This is a genomic window from Sulfitobacter rhodophyticola, from assembly GCF_041281685.2.
GTDB lineage: Bacteria > Pseudomonadota > Alphaproteobacteria > Rhodobacterales > Rhodobacteraceae > Sulfitobacter.
Window position 1 is genome coordinate 1,836,995 of sequence record NZ_CP166251.2, and the last position, 22,551, is coordinate 1,859,545.

At 59.5% G+C, this 22,551-nt stretch carries 20 protein-coding genes; 11 read left to right on the top strand and 9 right to left on the bottom strand.

From position 1 onward, the window contains the following. Nucleotides 1-22 precede the first annotated feature (22 nt). Nucleotides 23-223 carry a 50S ribosomal protein L35 gene (gene rpmI / locus AB4X18_RS10090; protein WP_370399965.1) on the top strand — a complete coding sequence of 67 codons (201 nt, stop codon included), beginning with the start codon at nt 23-25 and terminating at the stop codon, nt 221-223. Between the two features lie 17 nt (nt 224-240). Next, complete coding sequence (gene rplT / locus AB4X18_RS10095) at nt 241-606, top strand: 50S ribosomal protein L20 (protein ID WP_067919765.1); 366 nt, start codon at nt 241-243, stop codon at nt 604-606. Nucleotides 607-1,007: 401 nt separating this feature from the next. On the opposite strand, the gene AB4X18_RS10100 is transcribed toward rplT, so the two are convergent. Continuing rightward, nucleotides 1,008-1,763, bottom strand: a complete 756-nt coding sequence (locus AB4X18_RS10100) for a VPLPA-CTERM sorting domain-containing protein (protein WP_370399966.1) — start codon at nt 1,761-1,763, stop codon at nt 1,008-1,010. A gap of 470 nt (nt 1,764-2,233) precedes the next feature. On the opposite strand from AB4X18_RS10100, the gene pheS reads away from it, so the two are divergent. From pheS to pheT, 3 genes are all read left to right on the top strand, one after another. Then, complete coding sequence (pheS, locus tag AB4X18_RS10105; protein WP_370399967.1) at nt 2,234-3,307, top strand: phenylalanine--tRNA ligase subunit alpha; 1,074 nt, start codon at nt 2,234-2,236, stop codon at nt 3,305-3,307. Between the two features lie 725 nt (nt 3,308-4,032). Beyond that, complete coding sequence (locus tag AB4X18_RS10110) at nt 4,033-4,827, top strand: alpha/beta hydrolase family esterase (protein ID WP_370399968.1); 795 nt, start codon at nt 4,033-4,035, stop codon at nt 4,825-4,827. A gap of 66 nt (nt 4,828-4,893) precedes the next feature. Next, nucleotides 4,894-7,293: a phenylalanine--tRNA ligase subunit beta gene (pheT, locus tag AB4X18_RS10115; protein WP_370399969.1), complete on the top strand. Its 2,400-nt coding sequence runs from the start codon at nt 4,894-4,896 to the stop codon at nt 7,291-7,293. Here pheT and AB4X18_RS10120 read toward each other — a convergent pair. After that, nucleotides 7,290-8,174, bottom strand: a complete 885-nt coding sequence (locus AB4X18_RS10120) for a LysR family transcriptional regulator (RefSeq protein WP_370399970.1) — start codon at nt 8,172-8,174, stop codon at nt 7,290-7,292. The genes pheT and AB4X18_RS10120 overlap by 4 nt on opposite strands. An 83-nt stretch (nt 8,175-8,257) precedes the next feature. Here AB4X18_RS10120 and AB4X18_RS10125 point away from each other — a divergent pair, with 83 nt between their 5' ends. Continuing rightward, a complete protein-coding gene (locus AB4X18_RS10125; protein ID WP_370399971.1) occupies nt 8,258-8,893 on the top strand; it encodes a class I SAM-dependent methyltransferase in 636 nt (211 codons plus the stop codon). Between the two features lie 106 nt (nt 8,894-8,999). Here the strand turns inward: AB4X18_RS10125 and AB4X18_RS10130 are convergent, their stop codons facing one another. From AB4X18_RS10130 to AB4X18_RS10145, 4 genes are all read right to left on the bottom strand, one after another. Continuing rightward, on the bottom strand, nt 9,000-9,584 hold the full coding sequence (locus AB4X18_RS10130; protein ID WP_432817361.1) for a GNAT family N-acetyltransferase: 585 nt from the start codon (nt 9,582-9,584) through the stop codon (nt 9,000-9,002). 78 nt (nt 9,585-9,662) lie between these two features. Next, nucleotides 9,663-12,455 carry a DNA polymerase I gene (polA, locus tag AB4X18_RS10135; protein WP_370399973.1) on the bottom strand — a complete coding sequence of 931 codons (2,793 nt, stop codon included), beginning with the start codon at nt 12,453-12,455 and terminating at the stop codon, nt 9,663-9,665. 147 nt (nt 12,456-12,602) lie between these two features. Next, the gene (locus AB4X18_RS10140) at nt 12,603-12,782 is read right to left on the bottom strand and encodes a zinc-finger domain-containing protein (protein WP_299880876.1); all 180 of its coding nucleotides are present in this window, start codon (nt 12,780-12,782) and stop codon (nt 12,603-12,605) included. A gap of 72 nt (nt 12,783-12,854) precedes the next feature. Beyond that, complete coding sequence (locus tag AB4X18_RS10145) at nt 12,855-13,316, bottom strand: DUF1203 domain-containing protein (protein ID WP_370399974.1); 462 nt, start codon at nt 13,314-13,316, stop codon at nt 12,855-12,857. A gap of 156 nt (nt 13,317-13,472) precedes the next feature. On the opposite strand from AB4X18_RS10145, the gene gpmI reads away from it, so the two are divergent. From gpmI to AB4X18_RS10160, 3 genes are read left to right on the top strand one after another with little or no spacing between them, the layout of a single operon-like run. Next, nucleotides 13,473-14,990: a 2,3-bisphosphoglycerate-independent phosphoglycerate mutase gene (gene gpmI, locus AB4X18_RS10150; protein ID WP_370399975.1), complete on the top strand. Its 1,518-nt coding sequence runs from the start codon at nt 13,473-13,475 to the stop codon at nt 14,988-14,990. A gap of 2 nt (nt 14,991-14,992) precedes the next feature. Continuing rightward, nucleotides 14,993-16,129 (top strand): murein hydrolase activator EnvC family protein, encoded by a 1,137-nt coding sequence (locus tag AB4X18_RS10155; RefSeq protein ID WP_432817415.1) that lies wholly within the window; start codon nt 14,993-14,995, stop codon nt 16,127-16,129. A 3-nt stretch (nt 16,130-16,132) separates the two neighbouring features. After that, nucleotides 16,133-17,467, top strand: coding sequence for a S41 family peptidase (locus AB4X18_RS10160; RefSeq protein ID WP_370399977.1), 1,335 nt, complete (start codon nt 16,133-16,135; stop codon nt 17,465-17,467). Between the two features lie 110 nt (nt 17,468-17,577). On the opposite strand, the gene AB4X18_RS10165 is transcribed toward AB4X18_RS10160, so the two are convergent. Then, entirely contained in the window at nt 17,578-18,597 is a 1,020-nt protein-coding gene (locus AB4X18_RS10165; protein ID WP_432817416.1) for an adenylate/guanylate cyclase domain-containing protein, read from the bottom strand. A 264-nt stretch (nt 18,598-18,861) separates the two neighbouring features. Here AB4X18_RS10165 and AB4X18_RS10170 point away from each other — a divergent pair, with 264 nt between their 5' ends. Further along, nucleotides 18,862-20,250 carry a cytochrome ubiquinol oxidase subunit I gene (locus tag AB4X18_RS10170; protein WP_432817362.1) on the top strand — a complete coding sequence of 463 codons (1,389 nt, stop codon included), beginning with the start codon at nt 18,862-18,864 and terminating at the stop codon, nt 20,248-20,250. A gap of 2 nt (nt 20,251-20,252) precedes the next feature. Then, nucleotides 20,253-21,263, top strand: a complete 1,011-nt coding sequence (locus AB4X18_RS10175; protein WP_370399981.1) for a cytochrome d ubiquinol oxidase subunit II — start codon at nt 20,253-20,255, stop codon at nt 21,261-21,263. A 6-nt stretch (nt 21,264-21,269) separates the two neighbouring features. Here the strand turns inward: AB4X18_RS10175 and AB4X18_RS10180 are convergent, their stop codons facing one another. Together AB4X18_RS10180 and AB4X18_RS10185 are read right to left on the bottom strand one after the other, a co-directional pair. Then, nucleotides 21,270-22,040: a hypothetical protein gene (locus AB4X18_RS10180; RefSeq protein ID WP_370399982.1), complete on the bottom strand. Its 771-nt coding sequence runs from the start codon at nt 22,038-22,040 to the stop codon at nt 21,270-21,272. Beyond that, entirely contained in the window at nt 22,037-22,528 is a 492-nt protein-coding gene (locus AB4X18_RS10185) for an RNA polymerase sigma factor (RefSeq protein ID WP_370399983.1), read from the bottom strand. The genes AB4X18_RS10180 and AB4X18_RS10185 overlap by 4 nt, the downstream gene beginning before the upstream one ends. Nucleotides 22,529-22,551 lie beyond the last annotated feature (23 nt).

Below are 22,551 nucleotides of genomic sequence, written 5' to 3' on the forward strand. Positions count from 1 at the left end.
CCGTAGAAGACAGGAGACGGAAATGCCCAAGATGAAGACGAAGTCGAGCGCGAAGAAGCGCTTCAAGGTCTCGGCGACCGGCAAGGTCATCAGCAGTCAGGCTGGCAAACAGCACGGCATGATCAAGCGGAGCAAGAAATTCATCCGTAACGCACGCGGCACGACAACTCTGTCAGAGCCCGATGCAAAGATCATCAAGGGCTTCATGCCCTATGACCGCTGATTTGAAGGAGAGCTGAAATGTCCCGAGTCAAAGGTGGAACAGTCACCCACGCCCGTCACAAGAAGATCGTCAAGGCCGCTAAAGGTTATTATGGCCGCCGCAAGAACGTCTTCAAGGTTGCCACGCAGGCCGTCGACAAGGCCAACCAGTACGCGACCCGTGATCGCAAGAATCGCAAGCGGAACTTCCGCGCACTGTGGATCCAGCGGATCAACGCCGCCGTTCGCAGCCATGACGAGGCGCTGACATACAGCCGCTTCATCAACGGGCTGTCACTGGCCGGTATCGAAGTGGACCGCAAGGTACTGGCCGATTTGGCCGTGCATGAGCCCGAAGCATTTGGCGCCATCGTCAAGCAGGCGCAGGATGCGCTGGCCGCTTAAGCCAGCGATACATCAATAAAGTTCGGGTCGCGTCGGAGATATCTGGCGCGGCCTTTTTCTTTGCTCCGGGGGGCGCAGCCTCTCAGACCGACAATGACAACGGGTCATGACCACACTTTAACGGGATATGCGTGATTAAGGGCATCGGACGCTTTCGCTATCTGTCCGTGTGGACCTGCGTACATACCTGAACCATCTCCACACCTGGTTCCGGTGGAGCGTACCCTTGCTGTCTATCTTGAGTGAGTGGGGTGGGGCATATTGTGTCTCTTTAGGCCGACACAAAAACATACCCTCACCACCTGCATAATATGGTGGCAATGCAAAAGGGGGAAAGCAAAGCTTTCCCCCTTCAATATATTCAGCTTCTCCCGCGCGAGACGCGCGACATCAGGCCGTTATCAAGCCTTGCGACGCCGACGCATGGCGCCGAACCCTGCAAGACCGGACAGCAGAAGAAGACCCGCAGCGGGCACTGGGACTGCTGCAACCGCTTCTTCTGCGGAGATAAGATCCTGGCTCTCATCGTTGTTGAAGAAGGAGTAAGTGTATTCTTTGTCCGACTTATACATGTAGTTCCGGTCAGCCGTGTATTCCATCCGGCGAAGGAATGTCTCAGCATTGGCAACGATGCCACCGCGGGTTTGATTTTCGCCATCCAGTACGATGAAGTCGCCATTCGTCAGGTCCAGACCTTCCGAGCTATTGGTGTCTGTGATGATCTCCCAGATCACCAACTGGAAACCAGCCGCCTGATTGCGCTTCTTGTTGTCGTTGCCTGGGCTGTTGATCACCATGTCATACGACGTTGTGAACAGCTTGTTCAGGTTCGCCGCGACCGCTGCTGTCGGCGTGCGTGCATTGACAGCGTAGGTATCTGGCAAATCAAGTTCCTGGAGGAGTTCGACACACCAGGCAAGAATGCCCTGACCGCTGTCACTATCCTTGAGGCGGAACAGGCCCGCTGTGCTGGTCTGTTCTTCACCATCTACGCTGTACACGACCTGACGTGCCCACTCGGGCGATCCGAAGGGCGTGCTGCCCTCGTTCTCAAGCCGAACTGTTCCTGCTGACGCATCGCTGGTGTAGGCGAAGCCAGAAACTGCTATGGCCAACGCAGCTGCGCCAGCCTTCACATTCACAAATTTACCAAACACTTTGAATAACCCCCAAAACCGAATTTTAGTTACGTTGCCCTAAGTATTAACAGATAGCAACGCGCTCGCCCATGCCAAAAAACACATTTGTGCCGCAAATTCTTCTCAATTTGAGGCTCGCAGCTCAAAACCGGGGCAACAGCCATTATTGTTTCCAAATGGTGATCAATCGGCGCCCATTGTCCACGTCCGCTGCGTATATCGTGATGCAAAAATGTCAGCGTCCTGCCCCTCCTGCGATGTTTTCTAAAAGATCAACATCGTGAAGCCCGCCGAAATCCCGTTTCACGATTGGTCCGATACAATCTGATCAATGTGATTCGCTTCCAAGAAACGACAAAAATAAGCCACCGATCTGCGTGCTTTCCCCTCGAATTTCAGGCCTTGAAGAAACCGCCCGGCCTCGCCGCATCTTGCCTTCTGGTCGCGGTGTGGTAGCAGGTCTGCCAAACCAACGTGACGGGTGATCCATGGACGATCTCAAGCAGAAATACCTCAGCCAGATTGCCGATGCCGCGGATGAAGCCGCATTGGAAGAGATACGCCTGACCGCCGTCGGCAAGAAGGGCGAGGTCGCGCTGAAAATGCGCGAGTTGGGCAAGATGACCCCGGAGGAACGGCAGGTTGCGGGCCCCGCGCTGAACGCGCTCAAGGACGAGATAAATTCCGCGCTTTCCGCCAAGAAGGCCGGACTGGCCGACGCAGCCCTTGATGAACGCCTGCGCACCGAATGGCTGGACGTCACACTGCCAGGGCGCCGCCGCCCGCAAGGCACCCTGCATCCGGTCAGCCAGGTGACCGAAGAACTGACAGCGATCTTTGCCGAAATGGGGTTCTCCGTTGCCGAAGGGCCGCGCATCGACACCGATTGGTACAACTTTGATGCCCTGAACATCCCCGGCCACCACCCCGCACGCGCCGAGATGGACACCTTCTATATGCACCGCGCGGAAGGCGACAACCGTCCGCCGCACGTGCTGCGCACCCACACCTCGCCCGTGCAGATCCGCACGATGGAGAAAGAAGGCGCCCCCCTGCGCATCATCTGCCCCGGTGGCGTCTACCGCGCGGATTACGACCAGACCCACACGCCGATGTTCCATCAGGTCGAAGGGTTGGCGATCGACAAAGACATCTCCATGGCGAACCTCAAATGGGTGCTGGAGGAGTTCTTTGCCGCGTTTTTCGAGATCGACGGCATCAAGACGCGCTTCCGCGCCTCGCACTTTCCGTTCACCGAGCCGTCGGCAGAGGTCGATATCCAGTGTTCATGGGTCGACGGACAGCTGCGCATCGGTGAAGGTGACGGCTGGATGGAGGTTCTGGGGTCCGGCATGGTGCATCCACGCGTGTTGCAGGCTGGCGGCATTGATCCGGCGGAATGGCAGGGCTTTGCCTTCGGCATGGGCATCGACCGGATTGCGATGCTGAAATACGGCGTCCCCGATCTGCGCGCGTTTTTCGACAGTGATCTCAGGTGGTTGCGGCACTATGGGTTTGCTTCGCTTGATCAGCCGAACTTGCATGGTGGGTTGAGTAGATAGGCGATAAATGGAACTGCACGATCACGGGGCAAACCTAACCGACGTTCTACTCTCTAGTCTGTTGTTCACTTACGTTGGTCTTTTTACTGCATACACTTGCATCGGCATCACTCGGGATTGGCGCCAACGGGCCTTTTATGCTCAGGGAACTACCGATCTGACCGAAACGCAGTTGGAGACAGCGTACATCAGAAATTTGGCGGTTGTCGCTAGCTTTGTCCAAAAGCCTCCGCTGATGCGGCGAAATGGACAAAGTGCAGACCGTTCGTTGATCATGTGTACGGTTTTGCGAGAGCATCTGGCGCGGGTGCGCGGTGAGCCTTTGCCGTCCAGCTATTTGCGCGAAAGGAAGATGTGCTTACGGGCTGCACAACAATTCGAGCTGGCAGAGGATCACCTCACGGATACGCCACAGGCTTAACTGATCTGCCCTGTTTTTGCGCCCCTGCACGGAATCAAGGCTGCTTGCAGCCGCCGTGCCATCGCCTGCCCGCCCCACCGGGCTGGCGATTTGGTGAGGCTGGGCGCCCCGTCGATAGAAAGCCCCAAGGTTGAGAAATAAACTGCCATAGGTCAGACGTTGCACCGCCACCCCGCGGGCAGTCGATGGTACGGCGCGTGTTAGCTTTGGCGGCAAAGTGCGTCCAAATCACGCGACAACAATGCAGGTCTGATTGGCGACTTCGCATCGTGACATTCCCTCCCAACCAATCCATCACTTTCCCATGAAATACATCCTCCTTTTCGCCGTCCTTCTCCTCCCAACCCTCTCCTTCGCTCAAAACTGCGAAGGTCAAACCGCCTGCCGACTCGGCAACCGCTCCTACCACGTCAAGCTCCCGGACAACTGGGACGGTACGACCCCGCTCCCCGTCCTCCTTCACTTTCATGGCTGGCAGCGCACTGGCGCGCTGCCTGTTCAACACCAGCGCATTTCAGGTCACACCCGCCGCAGGGGTGTCCTGCTGATCGCCCCCAACGGCATCAACAAGACGTGGGACTTCTGGCAAGGCCGCAGCGTCGACGTGGACTTTGCTGCCGCGGTGATCGAAGACGCGGCCACCCGCTATCCCATTGACCGTAGTCGCATTTACATCTCCGGCTATTCCTATGGTTCGGCAATGGCATGGCGGTATGCCTGCGAGAACGGGGATAACATCGCGGCCCTCCTGGCCATCTCCGGCACCCTGCGCCAGACTGAGAACTGCCCCCAGCAACCCGGTGAAGTGCGCCACGTGCACGGGCTTGCCGATAATGTCCTTGACTTCCCGTTTGGTGCGGATCGCGACACCGGCAATGCGGTGGCCCTCTGGCGGGCCTTGTTTCGCTGCGCCGACAGCACCGAAACCACTGAATGGAACGCGCGCGACTTCCTGACATTCTCCCGAACCAGCTGGACTGAATGCGCCGATGGTACTGCCGTCATCCTCGATACCCATCCCGGCGGCCATTTCATCCCGCATGGCTGGATCGGCTGGCAGCTGGATCAACTGATGGGCCGCACCCCGCAATACCCCTGAAGCGGTTGAAACCAGACGCCTAACAGGCTACCGCGTATCCTCGACACGCCGCTTGAGGAAACCGCAATGAAATTCACCCTGTCCTGGCTCAAATCCCATCTTGAGACCACCGCCACGCTTGACGAAATCACCGAGACACTGACCGATCTGGGTCTTGAGGTGGAAGGCGTCGAAGACCGTGCCAGCAGGTTGGCGGGCTTTACGCTGGGCCACGTGAAATCAGCCGAAAAACATCCCGACGCAGACCGCCTGCGCGTCTGTCAGGTGGAAACGGATGAAGGCACTCAGCAGATCATCTGTGGCGCGCCCAACGCGCGTCAGGGCATCACCGTGGTTGTGGCCAAACCCGGCGACTATGTCCCCGGCATCGACACGACGATTGGCGTCGGCAAGATCCGCGGTGTGGAAAGCTTCGGCATGATGGCCTCTGAGCGGGAATTGGAACTGTCCGAAGAACACGACGGCATCATCGAACTGCCTTCCGGAAAGGTGGGCGACAGGTTCATCGACTGGCTGGCGGAGAATGACCCCGCCAAGGTCGACCCGGTGATCGAAATCGCCATCACTCCCAACCGACCCGATGCACTGGGCGTGCGGGGCATTGCCCGCGATCTGGCGGCGCGCGGTCTGGGCAAGATGATTGATCGCGACACCGATCCGATCGCCGGTACCTTTCCCTGTCCCGTCTCCGTCACCATCGACGCGGACACGCTGGATCAATGCCCGGTCTTCTATGGACGCGTGATCAAGGGCGTCACAAACGGCCCATCGCCCGCGTGGTTGCAAGACGCGCTGCGCGCCATCGGCCTGCGCCCGATATCCTTCCTTGTGGATGTGACGAACTTCTTCACCTACGACCGCAACCGCCCGCTGCACGTCTTTGACGCGGACAAGATCGCCGGAAACACCCTGCGCATTCATCGTGCTGAAGGGGGCGAGACGCTGATGGGGCTGGACGAAAAGGAGTACGTCTTCAGCGAGGGGATGACGTTGATTTCGGACGCAAACGGCGTGGAAAGCATCGGCGGCGTGATGGGTGGTCTGCCCTCTGGCTGTACCGAAGAGACAACGAATGTCTTCATTGAGGCTGCCTATTTCGACCCCATCCGCACGGCCTATACGGGCCGCGCATTGAAGATCAATTCGGATGCGCGGTATCGGTTCGAACGTGGTATTGACCCTGAATGGACACCCCACGGGATCGAACACGCTACGCGTATGATCCTGGATCACGCGGGCGGCGAGGCGTCCGATGTGGTCGTGGCTGGCGCCATTCCTGACACATCGCGCGCCTACCGGCTGGACACCGACCGGGTGCAATCGCTGGTTGGCATGACCATCCCGGCGGACACCCAGCGGGAGACGCTGACGGCGCTTGGCTTCACACTCGACGGCGATTTGGCCCACGTGCCCAGCTGGCGCCCGGACGTGCAGGGCGAAGCCGACCTTGTCGAAGAAGTCGCGCGCATCGCATCCCTGACCAAGCTGGAGGGGCGCCCCCTGCCGCGCCTGACCGATGGCGTGCCGCGCGCGGTGCTATCGCCCGCACAACGCCGTGAAACCGCCGCCCGCCGCGCCTGTGCCGCGCTGGGATACCACGAATGTGTGACCTACAGCTTCATCGACCAAGCTGCTGCCGCCTTGTTCGGTGGTGGTGACGATGCGACACAACTCGAAAACCCGATCAGCAGCGACATGAGCCACATGCGCCCCGCGCTTTTGCCCGGACTGTTGCAGGCCGCCGCCCGCAATCAGGCCCGTGGCATCAACGACGTAATGTTGTTCGAGGTCGGCCCGGCCTTCCACGGCGGGGAGCCCGGTGAACAGCACAATCTGGTCACCGCCCTCATGGTGGGTCGTACGGGTCCCAAGGACGTGCACGGTGCTTCCCGTGCGGCGGATGTCTATGACGTCAAAGCCGACGCTGAAGCGGTACTTGCAGCCATGGGGTCCCCCGCCAAAGTGCAAATCCTGCGCGGCGCGCGCGAATGGTGGCATCCGGGACGGCATGGCAGAATCTGCCTCGGTCCCAAGAAAACCCTCGGCATCTTCGGAGAAGTGCACCCCAAGATCCTTTCAGCACTCGATGTCAAAGGCCCCGCCATGGCCTTCACCCTTTGGCCCGATGAGATCCCGCAATCGCGAAAAACCGGTGCCACCCGCCCCGCCCTCACGCTCAGCGATCTGCAAGCGGTGGAGCGTGATTTTGCCTTTGTGGTCGACGCAGAGGTCGACGCGCTCACCTTGGTGAACGCAGCGCAAGGTGCCGACAAGGCGCTGATCACCGACGTCCGCGTGTTCGACGAATTCATCGGCGGCAGCCTTGGGGAAGGCAAGAAATCACTGGCCCTCACCGTGCGCCTGCAACCGACCGAGGCCACGCTAAAGGACAAGGACATCGAAGCCGTTGCCGCCAGAGTGGTGGAGAAGGTGACCAAAGCCACCGGCGGCACCCTGCGCGGCTAAGCCAGCCCCTCGGCCAGCAGATCATACACCAGCCTGATGCGCGGGCTGGTGTGTATCTCCCGATGTGTGACCAGCCAGACCGGGAAGGTGACCTGCAATACATCCGGCAGCACTTGCTCCAGTCCGGGGGCCAGCCCGGCGATCTCGTCATCCATCGGCCCGATGCCCATCCCCGCCTTGACCATCTCCCACGCCACCAGCGAATTCTCGGAACTCAGCCGAAACACCTCTGCGGGCAGGGGCACCCCCATGCCCTCAATATATCCCCGCATCCGGTCCACATCCCCCATCGCGACCCAGTCATGCTGCGCCAGATCGCTGATCTTGGCGGGGCGGCCGCGTGCCTCCAGATAGGACTGGGTGGCATAGAAATGCCCAGGTTTCTCACGCAGGAGCCGCGCCACCAGATTGGGCTGTTCGGGCCGCACATGGCGCACCGCGATATCCGCATCGCGCACCATCAGATCCTGAATGCTGTCGGTCGCCACGATCTCGACCGAGATCTGCGGCGCCTGTATCCGCAGTTTGCGGATCACCTCCGGCAGCAGATAAGCAGATGTCACATCGCTCGCGGTGATCCTTACCAGGCCGCGCAGCCCCGACCGCTGGCCGCTGGCGGTCAGCGACAGCCGTTCCGCCGCGCGCCCCATATCCTTGACGCTGTTAACCAGTTCCCGCCCGGCATCTGTCAGGGTCAATCGCTTGCCGTTGCGTTCAAACAGCATCAGCGACAACGCCGTTTCAAGCGCGCTGACCTGACGGCTCAGCGTTGGCTGTGTCAGCCCCAACGCCCGCGCCGCCGCCGACAATGATCCCTTTTCCACCGTCACCAGAAAGGCGTGCAGGTGGTTCCAATCCAGAAGGTCCGCTTCCTTATCCATGCAAAAACGTATATCCAGACAACGGATTTCGTCAATTCCGTAGTTTTCCATACGCCCGTAGATAAGGCGCAAAGGAGACTGACATGACAAGCACTGCCAAATTCTGGGACAAGATCGCCCCCAAATACGCCAAATCCCCCATCAAGGACATGGTCGCCTACGAATATACGCTGGGTCGCACCCGCAGCTATCTTTCCGCCACCGACCGGGTGCTGGAAATCGGCTGTGGCACCGGGTCCACGGCACTTCTGCTGGCCGACAGCGTTCAGCAGATCACCGGAACCGACATATCACCCGCCATGATCGGCATCGCGTCCGACAAGGCGCGGGCGCAAAGCGTCAAGGGTGCCGACTTTGCCGTCGCGACTGCCCGCCAATCTGCGCAGCGCGCCAGCGGCCATGACGCAGTTCTGGGGTTCAACATCTTCCACCTGACGCAGGACTACGAAGCCATCATCGCCGATTTGCAAAAGGCGCTGGCACCGGGCGCGCTGTTCATCTCGAAAACCCCCTGCTTGGGGGAGCCGTCCATCGGTCTGAAACGGTTTGCTTTCCGCGCGATGATCCCGGTCTTGCGCCTGATCGGCATCGCGCCCTTCGTGCGCAGTTTCAGCTTTGCAGAACTTGAAGGGGCGATCGAAGCAGCAGGGTTCGATCTGATTGAAACCGGCAGCTTCCCGGCAATGAGCCGCTACATCGTCGCACGGCGGCGGGGCTGACACCGTTCATTCCGGTGAACCCATCGGGACAGATTTGCAATCGGGTTCAACAAAAACCCAAGATACGCTCGACCTCGTGCAGACAACTCGGGAGGCTGCCCTGATCTCAGCGGTGGTCTTCCAAGACGCCCGAGCCTGCCGGGAGAGCGATCCTGAACAGAAGCGTTTCATGACCACCCAGCGCTTTCTCGGCAGTGTAGCTTTTCACCAGAACGCCACCTGCCTTTTCGATAACCCGTACCGATGCGGGATTTTCAGGGCTCGTCGTAACATCAACGTGCCGCAGGCCAATCGTTATCGCTTCCGGAAGAATGGCCATCAAAGCGGTGGTTGCCAGTCCTTCGCCTTGCCGCCAAGGCACCACGGCATAGCCAATATGACCAGAACATGTAGGTGGCAGTTCCTCCGTGCCGGGTTGCCACCTCAAACCGATATGACCACAAAGCTCATTGTCCCAGATCCAGCGGCGGATGCTTGGCAAACGCGGGACCTGAGACCCATCCGGCAGGGTGACCGGACCCGCCTTGGCGTATGGATCGTCCAGATTTGCGACAAAAGATCCAGCGTCTTGCGCAATCATCGAAAGCTCCTCACGGGATGCCTCCGGCCGCAAATTGTCAGGTGACCATCCTCTGTTGAGTGCGTCAACATATGCTGGAATGTGGTCGATATCGGGTTTGAGCAATTTCATGGTTTCGCCTTGAAGAAGGGCATCAGACAGTAGCGGTGACGCCCCATGCGTGTGGCGCTGAATTCCAAATGATCCGCTTCAATGCGCCGCCGCCCAATTCGCTCCCGTTCCTGCATCCACTGTCAGCTTTACATCCAGCTTCACCACTGGATCATTGGCGTTTTCCATGACCTCTCTGGCGGCAGCGATCAGCGCGTCCTCGTGTCCTTCCTCCACTTCGAACAGCAATTCATCATGAACCTGCAACAGCATCTTGGCGGGCAGATCCGCAATCGCCGTCGGCATGCGGATCATCGCGCGGCGGATGACATCCGCAGCCGTTCCCTGAATGGGCGCGTTAATTGCCGCGCGCGCGGCAAACCCGGCACGGGGCCCTTTCGACGCGATCTCGGGCGTGTGGATCTTGCGGCCAAAGAGCGTCTGCACATACCCGTGTTCCTTCGCAAAGGCTTTGGTATCGTCCATATAGGTGCGGATGCCCGGAAAGCGTTCGAAATAGCGGTCGATGAAGCCCTGTGCCTCTCCCCTCGGGATGCGCAGGTTCCGCGCAAGGCCAAAGCCCGAGATACCGTAGATCACGCCAAAGTTGATGGCCTTGGCGCGGCGGCGGACTTCCGGGGTCATCTCCTCCATGGGCACGTCGAACATCTCGCTTGCCGTCATGGCGTGGATATCGTCACCCCGCGCAAAGGCATCCTTTAGCGCCGGAATGTCGGCGATATGGGCCAGGATGCGCAACTCGATCTGGGAATAATCCAGCGCTACCAGCGTCTTGCCGGGCTCAGCGACGAACGCTTCACGAATGCGCCGACCTTCTTCGGTGCGGATCGGAATGTTCTGCAGATTTGGATCGGTGGAGGCAAGGCGACCGGTTGAGGCACCCGCAATGGAATAGGAGGTGTGCACCCGACCGGTGTCGGTGTTGATGTGGTCTTGCAATGCGTCCGTGTAGGTGGATTTGAGCTTCGACAATTGTCGCCAGTCCAGCACACGGGCGGGCAGTTCATGTTCGGTTGCGAGGTCTTCGAGCACATCAGCGCCGGTCGCATAGGCCCCGGTCTTACCCTTCTTGCCTCCTTCGATCCCCATTTCGTCAAACAGGATTTCACCCAATTGCTTGGGCGAGCCGACGTTGAACTTGCGCCCCGCGAGTTCATAGATCTCATCCTCGAGCCCGGCCATCTTCTGCGCGAAGGCGTTGGACATGCGCGAAAGCGTATCGCGGTCCACCTTGATGCCTGATCGCTCCATGTCCGCCAACACTGGCACCAAAGGGCGCTCAAGCGTTTCGTAGACCCTCGTGACCTGCGCCATGTGCAGTTGCGGTTTCAGCAGTTGCCAAAGCCGCAGGGTGATATCCGCATCCTCAGCGGCATATTTCACCGCGTCTTCCAGCGGTACCTTGTCGAAGGTAATCGCGGATTTGCCGGACCCCAGCAGCGGCTTGATCGGAATGGGCGTGTGGTTGAGATACCGTTCGGAAAGCGTGTCCATGCCATGCCCGTGCAAACCGGCGTGTTGGGCGTAGGACATCAGCATCGTGTCATCGAAGGGCGCGACGGCAATGCCGATCTGGGCAAATATCTTGGCGTCATACTTCATGTTCTGCCCGATCTTCAGGATCGAGGAATCCTCCAGCATCGGTTTCAGCATCTGCAACGCCGTCTCCACGGGGATCTGGCCCTCTGCCAGATCGTCTGACCCAAAAAGATCATCGCCGCGATTGGCCTTGTGGATCAGCGGAATGTAGCAGGCCTGTCCCGCATTGACGGCAAGGGAAATGCCAACAAGTTCGGCGGTCATCTCGTCAAGGCCCGTGGTTTCCGTATCGACTGCGACGTGGCCGCGCTCATAAATCAGGTCGATCCACTTTTGCAGCGCTTGCGTGTCGCTGACCCGTTCATACTTCTCCGCATCGAACGGTACCGCTTCAATCTGCGGCGCGTCAGGCAAGGGGGGCGTATCCTCGATCGTCGGGGCTTCTGCACCCAGATGCTCTGCGATGCGCTTGGTAAGGGTGCGGAACTCCATCTCAGCCAGAAAGGCGAGCAGTTTTTCCGGTTCCGGCTCGCGCACTTCGAGATCATCCAGCGTGAAATCCAGCGGCGTGTTCTCGTCAAGCAGGACAAGGCGCCGCGACAGGCGAATCTGTTCGGCATGATCGATCAGGGTCTGGCGACGCTTTGGCTGCTTGATCTCCTCGGCGCGCTCCAGCAGGCTTTCAAGATCACCATATTCGTTGATCAGCAGGGCGGCGGTCTTGATCCCGATGCCCGGCGCGCCGGGGACATTGTCGACGCTGTCGCCCGCCAGCGCCTGCACATCGACGACCCGCTCCGGATAGACCCCAAACTTCTCAAACACCCCGTCGCGGTCGATGCGGTTGTTCTTCATCGCATCCAGCATCTCGACCCCGTCACCGACCAGTTGCATCAGGTCCTTGTCCGAACTGATGATCGTGCACCGCCCTCCCGCATTGCGCGCCTGCACCGCAAGGGTGGCGATGATGTCATCGGCCTCAAAACCTTCCTTTTCCTCGCAGGCAATGTTGAAGGCGTTGGTGGCGTCCCGCGTCAGGGGGATCTGTGGGCGCAGATCTTCCGGCATGGCCTCGCGATTGGCCTTGTACTGGTCGTACATGTCGTTGCGAAAGGTATGGCTGCCTTTGTCAAAGATCACTGCAACATGCGTCGGCGCGTCCGGCCCGGTGTTCCCTTCGACATAGCGGTGCAACATATTGCAAAAGCCCGAAACCGCCCCGATCGGCAACCCGTCGGACTTGCGTGTCAGGGGTGGGAGTGCGTGATAGGCCCTAAATATGAAGGCAGAACCGTCAATAAGATGAAGGTGATGCCCTTTGCCGAATGTCATGTGAGTGCTCCCCTGTGCGCGCAGCCCTTTTTGACACGAAGCTTGGGTCGCTGCCAGCAGACATTGCGCACTGTCCCTGTCTTCCAAATGGTTCCAAAAACCCCGCCGGAGGCTGCACCACGGACGCCACGGGCCGACCGCCTGTGTTCAGACCTTGCCTTCGAAATCCGCATGCACGAATTTGCAGTCGCAGTACCCGCATTCCACCCACCCGGTGTCGCGCGGGATCTGGAGCCAGACCCGGGGATGGCCCAACGCACCCTCGCCACCATCGCAGGCGATGCGGTAGGCATTGACGATCCGGGTTTCGGGCGCGTCTTGGGTCATGGCTTGGGTCCTTGGCTTTTGTGCTCTGGCCTATATGCCCAATGCGACCCTGCCCGACAAGAGGTTGCGGGATCACCGCGTGATGCGCGCCAGATAACAGTTGTTGCTGGCGGAGCGGACATCGACGAAGGCAACCTTGGAATCGTTCATCAATGTGGCGGCGCGGTCGATGATCCGATCAGAAGGAGTGATCGCACCGGTGCCATAGATGATCCACTCGCGGTCGTCATAGGCTTTGACCAGGTATGTCGCGGAGGTCTTCAGGACAGGTGGCAACACCTCAGATCCACCCCCACGCTCACACGCGGCAGCGCACAAAAAGATCGGGCCGCATTCGGCATAGGGGTGCAAATCAGCAAACGGACGATGGGCAAGGATCAGGAACGTTTCGCCCTCCGGCACATTACGTAGGCAGTGGCGGCAGGGTGTACCGACACCGCTGGAGACAGCGCACTGGGGCAGATTGCCATGCGCGTCCTTTCCCCCTTTTTGCAGGCTGCGGACAAGGTCGGTTGGCAGGGCTTCAATGTGCATGATGTGGTCCTCTTCATGGTTCAGCTATGTGTGCTCTCCCCATAGGTGGGAACCAATCCGTTTCCTGCGCATCTTTGCGGCGGGAAAAAGGTTCACCCGGGCCGCGTGACAAGCTACAAGGCCTCAAAACCAGCCCCGAGCAGAAAGAGCGCGTTGATGAGCCCGCCAAAACCCGTTGTCTTGTGCATCCTCGATGGATGGGGCTTGTCGTCTGACCGGCAGGGCAATGCACCGGTGCTGGCGGATACACCGACGTTTGACCGCATGATGGCAGACTGCCCCAATGCCACCCTGATCACACATGGTCCGGACGTGGGTCTGCCGCGTGGGCAAATGGGCAATTCCGAAGTGGGGCATACCAATATCGGCGCAGGTCGGGTCGTCGCGATGGATCTTGGCCAGATTGATCTTGCGATTGAAGAGGGGACCTTCGCCCAAAACCCCCGGCTTATTGAATTCATTGATAAACTTATAGACACTGGCGGCACGGCGCACCTGTTGGCGATGATGTCTGATGGGGGCGTGCATGGGCACATAAGACACCTGATCGAAACGTTGAAAATCCTCGATGGCGCAGGCGTTCCTGCGGTCGTTCATGCGGTTACGGACGGGCGCGACGTAGGCCCACGGTCCGCGTTAAAATACCTCGAAGCGCTGGTCGACGCACTGCCCGATACCGCCCGGATAGGCACGATAAGCGGGCGCTATTTCGCTCTGGACCGGGACAACCGCTGGGACCGGGTGAAAAAAGCTGTTGCTGCGATCCTCAATGCCGAAGGTGCCACCGCGCCTGATGCCAGGACGGCGATCGAAGCGTCTTACGCAGCTGAGACGAGCGACGAGTTCATCCAGCCAACCGTTCTGGCGGGATATACCGGCGCGCAAGACGGCGATGCGCTTTTCTGTCTGAACTTCCGCGCAGACCGCGCACGAGAGATCATGGCCGCGCTGGGCGCGCCGGATTTCGATGCCTTTGATGTGGGCCACCGGCCAGCATGGGCTGTCTTGATGGGCATGGCCGAGTATTCCAGGGACCATGCCCGATACATGATCACGATGTATCCAAAGCCCGATATCGCCAATACCCTGGGTGCCTGGGTTGCCGCAAAGGGACTGCGTCAGTTCCGGTTGGCGGAGACTGAAAAATACCCTCATGTAACGTTCTTTCTGAATGGCGGGACAGAGGCGGCGGAGCAGGGCGAAGACCGTTTCATGCCGAAATCACCCGATGTGGCCACCTACGACCTGCAACCGGAAATGTCTGCGGCGGAAGTGACAGACCAATTTGTTGCGGCGATAGAAGACGGGTATGACCTGATTGTCGTCAATTATGCCAATCCCGACATGGTCGGTCATACCGGTGATCTGGATGCCGCAATGGCGGCCTGCGCGGCAGTGGATGCCGGATTGGCTCGGGTCATTGAGGCTTTGGAAAAAGTGGGTGGTGCGATGATCGTGACGGCGGATCACGGCAATTGCGAAGTCATGATCGATCCGGAAACGGGCGGGCCCCACACGGCTCATACGCTCAACCCGGTGCCGGTCATCCTGATGGGCGGCCCGAAGGGTGCCAAGTTGAAAGATGGGCGGCTGGCCGATCTGGCGCCGACCCTGCTGCATCTGATGGGGGTTGCACCACCCGCAGAAATGACGGGGGAATGTTTGATCACATGAGCATGCGTTTTGCATTAGCCGCGTTGATGATGATGGCAATGGTGCCCGACGGTGCCATGGCGCGAAGCGAAATCGCCGCCCAGGCCCGGGAAGCCGCAGTGGCGCTGGAAGAAGCATCGCTGAGCCTTGATGCAGCCGATGGCGCGCGGGACCGGGTGCGGGCGCTCACGCAGACCATTCAGGCATTTGAAACAGGGCTGACGGCGATGCGCGAAGGCCTGCGGCAGGCGGCGATCAACGAGGCGCAGCTCAGCGCCCGGCTGCAATCGCGCGATGAAGAAGTGGCGCAGCTATTCGGCGCCCTGCAAAGCATCGGCAGCGATACGTCTCCGGTGGTCTTGCTCCATCCTGAAGGGCCGATGGGCACTGCGCGCGCCGGGATGCTGCTGGCAGAGCTGACACCGGCGCTGAACAGGCAGGCAGATCAGTTGCGCCGCGATCTGGAAGAAGTGCAGACGCTGCGCGCGCTGCAGGTGGATGCAGCGATCCGGATGAAGACCGGCCTGACGGAAATACAGGCCGCGCGCACCGCCCTCAACCAGGCGATGGCCGACCGGACCGACCTGCCCATGCGCTTCACCGCCGATCCGGTACGCACCGCCATCCTGATTGCCTCAAGCGAGACGCTTGAAGGCTTCGCAAGCGGCCTTTCCGAGATCGCCACAGATGCCATTGAGCCGGCGCCGCTGACCCTTCAAGGTCAGATCGGTGCACTGCCGCTGCCGGTACAAGGTGTGATCCTGCGCCGGGCCGGGGAGGCGGACGCCGCCGGGGTCAAGCGCCCTGGGGTCATTGTCGCAACTCTGCCACAAGCTATCGTCATTACACCGACTGCGGCAACGATCCGGTATACCGGACCGCTTCTGGATTTTGGTAACGTGGTCATATTGGAGCCGCGGGCAAATACGCTGTTTGTCCTTGCCGGGCTTGAGACGGTATACGGTGAAGCTGGACAAGTGATTGCAGGTGGCACGCCCATAGGCCTGATGGGCGGTGACGTGTCGGAAAGCGGCGATACATTGTCACCCCTTCGTGAAGGGTCTGGTCCTGAGCGTTCAGAAACGCTCTATATAGAAGTAAGAGATAACACGACCTCACAGGATCCACTGGATTGGTTCCGAACGGACAAGGATGAGTAGGGAATGAAAAAGTTTGTGATGGCCGCACTAGCCGGCACCGCAGCGGGGGTGATCGCAACGACCCAGATCGCGGGACCTTTGCTGGCGCAGGAAAGTGCAAAGACGGAAAACGTCTATGAACAGCTTGATCTGTTCGGGGACATATTTGAACGCATCCGCGCGCAATATGTCGAAGAGGTGGACAGCAGCGATCTGATCGAAGCGGCCATCAATGGCATGCTGACATCGCTTGATCCGCATTCCAGCTATCTCAGCCCCAAGGACGCCGCCAAGATGCGCGAACAGACGCGCGGCGAATTCGGCGGTCTTGGCATTGAGGTTACGCAGGAAGACGGGTTCGTCAAAGTTGTCTCCCCCATCGACAGCACGCCGGCCGCCGAAGCCGGGATCGAAGCCGGGGATTTCATCACTCACGTGAACGGCGAAAGCCTTTTGGGTTTGTTGCTCGACGATGCCGTCGAACTGATGCGTGGCCCGGTCGGGTCGGAGATCGTCATCACCGTCGTGCGCGAGGGCGAGGCGGAGCCGTTTGATGTGTCGATTATCCGCGATACGATTCAGTTGCAGGCGGTCCGCGCGCGGCTTGAAGGGGATACGGCGGTCTTGCGCCTGAGCACCTTCAACGAACAGACCTACCCCAAGATGAAAGAGGGGCTGGAAGCTCAGGTCGAAGCCGCTGGTGGCATCGACAACATCAATGGCATTGTCATTGACTTGCGCAATAATCCCGGCGGTCTGCTCAATCAGGCCATCGCGGTGTCGGATGCGTTTCTGGAAGAAGGGGAAATCGTATCAACCCGGGGACGGGCGCTGGAAGACGGCGACCGCGTGAATGCGACACCCGGCGACCTGAGCGGTGGCAAGCCGATCGTGGTGCTGATCAACGGCGGGTCTGCTTCCGCCTCTGAAATCGTCGCAGGCGCGTTGCAGGATCACCGCCGCGCGGTGGTGATCGGGACGAAAAGCTTCGGCAAAGGGTCCGTACAGACGGTCATGCCCCTGCGTGGCAATGGCGCGATGCGCCTGACCACGGCGCGGTATTACACGCCATCGGGCCGGTCCATTCAGGCGTTGGGCGTATCTCCCGATATCGTCGTGCCACAGCCGCCCGCACGCGTAGAGGAGGAGGAAGAGGATAATCCCCGCCGCCGCTCTCGTTCAGAGGCGGACCTGCGTGGCAGTCTGAACAACGACAGCCTGACCGAGGACCAGATCAAGCAGATCGAAGAAGATCGCGCGAAGGCCGAGAAAGCAGCAGAACTGCGCGAAGAGGATTATCAACTGGCCTATGCCATCGATATTCTCAAGGGCTTGTCGGCGCTGGGGCCGGAAGACTGATATCCAGCGGTTGATATGAAACAAGGGAGAGGCCCGCCATCGGCGGGCTTTTTCATGCGCAGGTTCTTTTTCGCAGTGCAGGCGTTTGCGAAGCTATCTCTTCTTCGCGTTCAGGACGAACCTTGCCAATCAAGGAGACGCACCTGATGTTCGCCCGCAAGACCTTTGAGTATAATGCTTTTCGGCTTGGAAAACGCAAAATCCGTCGCTGTGCCAACAACCGCATGCGTGGTATCCGAGAGATAGATCGCCCCTGCTTCGGCCACTGCCGTGATCCGCGCGGCTTTGTTGACCACTGTGCCGAAGAAATCATCGCTTGATCGAACCACATCGCCCGTGTGGATGCCGATGCGCACGCTGACGAAGGGTTCCTGGGTCTGACGGGCCATCTTGGACTGAATGGCCACGGCCGCTTCGAGGGCTGACCGCGCCGACGCGAAACTGGACATTGTGCCGTCGCCCAATGACTTTACGAACTGGCCACCATGCGCTTCGATCGTATGACGCACGTCGTCAAAATGTTCCGCAACAAAGCCGGACCAAATCCGATCTCCGACGGCTTCTGCGATTGGGGACGAATGCGCGATGTCAGTAAACATGATCGAGGCCAAACCCTCTGTCTGGCCAAGATTGAAGTCACTATGGGCGGCATCCAGAAGTTCCTGAATGGCGGAGTGTCCGTGCCCTGTTGTTGTCTCATTCGATGACGGGACGGATGCGTGACGATGCATGATTTTCCAGGACCCGTTCTCCAGCGCGAAAATCAGCGTGGTTCTGAATTCGACCGGATCAGACATGCCTTCGAACCAGAAACGATGCGTGAAAAATGACCATCCGACGTCGCCGAACTCAAAGGCTTCGGCAAGGGCTTCCTCTTTTTTTGTGACTTCAGGAACTTCGTTGAAGTGCCTGCCAATCCCTTCGCGCACTGCTGCACCAAACCAGTGTTCCCCTTTGGCGGACCCCACGAACCGCAGTTCGGATGCCTGAGAAAGGTAGTTCTGAAGCTCGGCTTCCTTACGGGTGACCACGGCATTGTACCATCGGCGCGAAATGGCAAGAAGCTCCGGGGATTCCTGCAGCATATGGGTGGCCTTCAGGTTGGTTTCGGGGAAGCCTGCGTTCAGCATCAAGGCTAGAAGATCACTTGGCACCGTGCAAGCGCAGGCAGTACCGGGCGCCTCTCGACGTAACGCGCAAGCGGATCAGGCAAGCCGAGAGACTGGAGGACAAAGCCTGTGCCGCTACATTGTGATCGACCGAATAGCGCGTGCTGAGCAGCGCTGCTTTCGGGCCCTGATCCGCTCGGCGCCTATTGTCGCATGGGGTTTCCACAGGGCCGCAAAGGAATACATCAGCGTTGTAAAAGAAAGATCACTCTTACGGAGCCTCTGGTGGACACACTTCTGCTATCGCGCATCCAGTTTGGTGCGAACATTTCATTTCATATCCTGTTCCCAACGATCACAATCGCCCTGGGGTGGGTCTTGCTGTTCTTCCGGCTGCGGTTCACTGCAACCGGAGAGCGGAAATGGATGGACGCCTACATGTTCTGGGTGAAGGTGTTTGCGTTGTCTTTTGCGATGGGCGTTGTATCCGGGATCACCATGTCGTTCCAGTTCGGAACCAACTGGCCCGGCTTCATGGAGACCGTTGGCAATGTGGCCGGCCCGCTGCTGGCATATGAGGTGATGACCGCGTTTTTCCTTGAGGCTGTGTTCCTCGGAATCATGCTGTTTGGTGCCTCACGGGTGAAGCCATGGGTGCATACGCTGGCGACGTTCCTGGTGGCTTTCGGCACCACGATGTCGACCTTCTGGATCATCGTCCTGAATTCGTGGATGCACACGCCGCAAGGATACGAGGTTATCGATGGCGTCGTGCACGCGACAAGTTGGTGGGAGATCGTGTTCAATCCCTCCATGCCGTATCGGTTTGTCCACATGATGCTGGCATCTGGCCTGACCGTGGCCTTTCTGATCGCGGGCATCTCCGCGCTGCGGATGTTGTGGAACGACCGGGGCGAAGATGTGAAGACCGCGCTGCGTGTCGGGATCATCACGGGTGCGAGCCTGATCCCGCTGCAAATTCTGGCTGGTGATTTCCACGGTTTGAACACGCTGGAATATCAGCCTGCGAAGGTCGCCGCGATGGAAGGCAATTGGGAAACCGGGCCGAATATCCCCTTGGTGTTGTTTGCTATACCGGATGAGGAAGCACGGGAGAACCGGTTCGAAGTTGCGATCCCCAATGGTGCCTCGCTGATCCTCAAGCACAAGGCTGAGGGCGTTGTGCCCGGTCTGAATGATTTCGTGAGCGAAGACGGCGAAGTGATGCACCCACGCGTAGCCCCCGTTTTCTACAGCTTCCGCGTCATGGTCGGGACCGGGATGGCGATGCTGCTGCTGTCTTGGGCCGGTCTCTACATGCTGCGGCGTTACGGTGCGGACAACATGCCCACGCTGCCACTCTATGCCTTTGCCGCGATGAGCTTCAGCGGGTGGATCGCCACTTTGGCGGGTTGGTACACCACTGAAATCGGGCGTCAGCCATGGCTGGTGCAGGGTGTGCTGACCACGAAGGAAGCGGTGAGCGATGTCCCCGCAGGCATGGTGCTGAGCACGCTCATTGGTTACCTCGTCGTCTATGCGGTGCTGATCCTCGCCTATATCGGGGTGATCACCTATCTGGCGCGCAAGGCGACCCGGGGGGAGCCGTTCTCCAACCGTACCTACCCGCGCCGGGGCGAGGTGAACGTCGCCCGCTTGCAGCCGGGGGAATAGGCATGGAATATTTCGGGGATCCGGCCGTCTGGCTGCCGTGGACATTCGCAGCCCTTATGGGCCTGTCGATTCTGATCTACGTGGTACTGGACGGTTTCGACCTTGGTGTCGGGCTGCTGATGCCCCTCGCGGATGAGGCTGAAAAGGACCGTCTGGTCGCCTCAATCGGGCCATTCTGGGATGCAAACGAGACATGGCTGGTGCTGGCGGTCGGGTTGCTGCTGGTGGCGTTTCCCCCTGCTCATGGGGTGATCCTGACGGCGCTGTATCTACCAGTCTTCGTGATGCTGATCGGCCTGATCCTGCGCGGCGTATCGTTCGAAATGCGGGCCAAGGCACCGCTGTCGCAAAAACGCATGTGGAACGGGGCTTTCTTCGCAGGTTCACTGATGGCGTCACTAAGCCAGGGTTTCATGCTGGGCATGTACATCATGGGGCTCACATGGACCCTGCCGAATGTGGCCTTCGCCCTGTTGACGGCAATATTCCTGACTGTGGGCTACAGCTTTATCGGGGCGGCCTGGTTGATCTGGAAGACCGAAGACAAGCTGCAAATGCGCGCAATCGGCTGGGCCAAGGGCGGCATTTGGGGGCTGGTGGCCGGGATCGCCGCCATCTCATTGGCGACACCCTTCGTCAGCACGCGTATTTTTGACAAATGGTTCAGCTGGCCCGAGTTTGCCTATCTGTCACCGTTGCCGATCCTGTCGGCCGCGCTGGTCGCCTTTCTGTGGTGGAAGCTGGCGCGGTTGCCACGGGACAATGACCACTGGGCGTGGACACCTTTCGCGGCAGCGATAGGGCTTTTCACCCTCGCATATGGTGGCATGGCCTATTCGTTCTACCCCTTTGTCGTGCCGGAACAGATGACGATTTACGAGGCGGCGTCCGCGCCTGAAAGTCTGTTCATCATCCTGTTGGGGACGCTTTTCGTGTTGCCTGCCATTTTGGGGTATACCGTGCTGTCCTACTACATCTTCAGGGGCAAGGCGACAGTGCTGCGGTACGACTGAGCCGTCTCATATCACCGCCTGAACCTGCTCTGACAATACCTCAACCGCCCGTGCATCCGTGCCACCGATCAGCAGATAGCCAAGGCCATTTTCCACCCAGCTGACCCCGATCAGGCCATGGCTTTGTGTGGTTTTGGCCCCGCGGTCCTCTCCGGACACGGTTGTCACGCATAGCGCGAATGGGGTGCCATCCGCGGAAAGGTAGGCCATCTGCAAAAGCGGCCTGCCTTTGTAACCCAACATCTGAGCGCGTTTGAATTGCATTTCCGCCACCTGCGTTGCGGGCGCCATCTGCACACCAAGGGCGGCCTGTGCCTGCGCCAGCACGGCGCTGGTTTCAAAAGCATCGGGCATCGCGGTGGCGAGCGTTTCGGGCACATAAAGCGACTGATAGGATGCGATGGTGTCGATCCAGCCACCTTCCTTGGCCACCGGAAGAGGGCTCGGAGGTGGACGCAGGAACGGGGTGACGATGACCCCAGCGGCGAATGCGGCTGCGATGGCCACGGGCATCAGCCACGCTGCGCGACGCGGAGTTCCGGGTTCTTCCTGCGCATTCATGCGCAGATGATCGGGCAGGGGTGGCACGGCCAGCAAGTCAGGGTCCATGGCCGCCCGCACATCAGCAAGCGGGATATCCAGCGCCGCAAGTCGCGCGGCCAGATCGGAATCCCGCGCCAAAGCCGCGTCAATGGCAGCAGCCAGATCAGCGTCCAGCGCGCCGTCCAGATAGCCGGTCAGGTCAGCATCTGAAAAATCTGTCTCATGCCCACTCATGGCATTGCGCTCCTCTCCGGGAATTTCCCGGCGATAGTCTTTCGGGCTGTGGCCAGCCTGCTCATCACGGTTCCGATCGGCACGTCCAGCATCTGTGCGGCCTGCTTGTAGGCGTAGCCTTCGACGTAGACCAGCATGACGGTTTCGCGCTGGCTTTCAGGCAAAGCTCCTATCGCATTAAACACTTCAGCAAGATAAATATTCGCGTCTGCGGAATATTCGGTGGAGATAAGATCGGCGTCCTCCACCGAAACAAGGCCATTGCCCCGTCGGACCGCCTGCGCCCGCATCTCATTAAGCCAGATGCGCCGGGCCATGGTCAGCATCCAGCGATCAAGGTGGGTATCGGGGTCAAACTGATCAGCGCGATCCAGCGCACGTTCGCAGGTACGCTGGGCCAATTCGTCGGCACCTGCGCGGCTGCCCGACAGGCTCAGTGCAAAACGCCAGAGCCGGGGATAGACCCCCTCCAGTCCGTCGGCGACCACAGCACGCGCGTTGTTTTTTGGTC